1 protein-coding gene is annotated in these 1,946 nt (G+C 64.3%); it reads left to right on the top strand.

Annotated elements, in window-relative coordinates:
• The first annotated feature begins 359 nt into the window (after positions 1–359).
• Positions 360–563 carry a hypothetical protein gene (locus BM424_RS28650; RefSeq protein ID WP_139274202.1) on the top strand — a complete coding sequence of 68 codons (204 nt, stop codon included), beginning with the start codon at positions 360–362 and terminating at the stop codon, positions 561–563.
• The last annotated feature ends 1,383 nt before the right edge of the window (positions 564–1,946 follow it).

The raw sequence follows: 1,946 nt of genomic DNA, 5'->3' as shown, positions 1-1,946 counted from the left end.
ACGCCGCCCCGAACACCACGAAGCCATGGTCCGCTGGGCCATGATCCACACCATCAGCAAGCGCCTCACTCGCTAGTTCAGGAACAGGCTCTTAGGACTCACAGAGTGTGTGGGCTGGCACGTAGTAGCGGCGGCCCCGATTCGGCATCGCCGCTGACGATGGCATTTTTGCTGGATCGATTTTGGCAAAGGCAGGAGCCATGGCTCACCATCCTCTCGAAGATATGTACGCCGCCCGGGACGCGCTCGACCGGGCCGCTCGGAGATGTGCAAGGACTGACCTCACTCAACTAGATTGGCCTCCGTTCGGTGCGGCGCTCCTCGGAGTTCTGGGGTCTTTGCACCACCTGGCTGGCGAGTTGACCAACAAGCTCGACCAGGTGGACCGAGAGAACCTGTACCGGGAAGCGCTGCGCGACCGTCCCCACGAAGCTCTCGATCGGGCGGTCAGAGATCTCGAAGGCATGACCGTAATTCTCGATTCAGCTATGCGGCACGCTGGCGATTATTGGGAAGAGGTGCAGCACATTCACGAAGACACCGACTCCCGCGAACGGGAGTGATATCGGTGTTCAGAATCTTCATCGCCCGGTGAACGCCTCACACATCGCACGGCCATGGGCGACATCCACGACCGCGACGAACCGGAAATGGTCATCGCTACCAGCACTCAGCTTGCGATCGCGGCCATTGGGCAAGCTGAGTACCGCCGACGATCCCGCAGCGCACAACTTGTGGCCAAGGGCCGAGCGGGTGGCTACTTCTCCGCTACCCCGCCAAAGGCCACTCGTTCTAGAGTGGTATTGCTGTCCGGCGGAATGAGATCCTGAAGCCACACCCGCTCTGGGGAGTCCTCTTCGTGAAAATGGTGCTGGCCTCGGTCTAGCGGTTCCGTTCGACATTGCTGTGGCGTCGTCTCGATCTGCGGTGCGGCCGGCTCACACCGCAGATCGACCAATCAGGTCGGCAGACGCTCGTCGGCAGCGCACCATCGCTCACAACGGCTCACCCACGCAGCAGTCATTCATGGTGGCACGTCAACGGCTGGCCCACTTCCTCTGTGCGACTACGGTTGTGCGGCGCGCAGCAGAGTGGTCGCCCTGATTGCAGATGCCGCCACGGGCGATGGAGCGACGCTCACGTTCGACGCGCGGCCGCGTACGCGGGCTCGCGAAGCTGCTCGATCGCAGGTGGCCAGGCGAATCCCGGTAGGACGTGAAGGATCGGATCGAAGCGGACGGGCTGGTCGGCCGTCGCCGCGGCGCGGCCCGTTAGGTCCAACCTGCCGAATGGCCACCACCGTCCAGTCGGCGTGGCGGCGAGCAGCCGGAAACTCGCCACCGAGCCGTCTGGAGCCAACGGCACGGCAGCGAGCAAGACCAAACCACCCGCTGCACTGTACGGCAGGAGGGAACCGTACGTACCCGAAAACGGTTCCCGGCGGGGCAGGAGGAAAAAGCGCAGGCTTGGCCGCAAACCGGTGGTGGCGAGCAAGAGGTCGTGGCGGTCGCCGGAGGGCCCGCTGAACGTGAACGCGAGGCCGAACACGTCGGTAAGAGCTTGGGGAGACCCATCGACCTGGAGATGCGGACCAACCCGTGATTCTCGCCGGCTTCGTCCAGCCATTCCACAGTCCACGGCTGCGGCGACCCCGCTCGCCGCAGCACGGCTTCGTACACCGTGCCGTGCGGGTGCAGTGGCTTGCCGCGCCTCATCCGGGCGACAGCCCCGAAGACCACGCCCACCACAGCACCGACACCGGCACACCACATGCCCCTCGGGATGCCCTGGAGGACAGGGCGTTACACCTCCGCCAGTCGCTGGCGCCCCAGAGGTGTCGCAGAGGGAGATGGGACTGCCCAGGCTTTGGTTGACACGCGGGGTTGAGTGGTGTCAGGCCGCTGTAGCGGCGGTGTAGATGGTCTCAAACTCGACTGGGGTGAGTT

It is taken from the genome of Saccharopolyspora flava (assembly GCF_900116135.1).
Classification (GTDB): Bacteria; Actinomycetota; Actinomycetes; order Mycobacteriales; family Pseudonocardiaceae; genus Saccharopolyspora; species Saccharopolyspora flava.
Note: the sequence above shows the minus strand (reverse complement) of the source record. Positions and strands in the feature narration are given on the sequence as shown.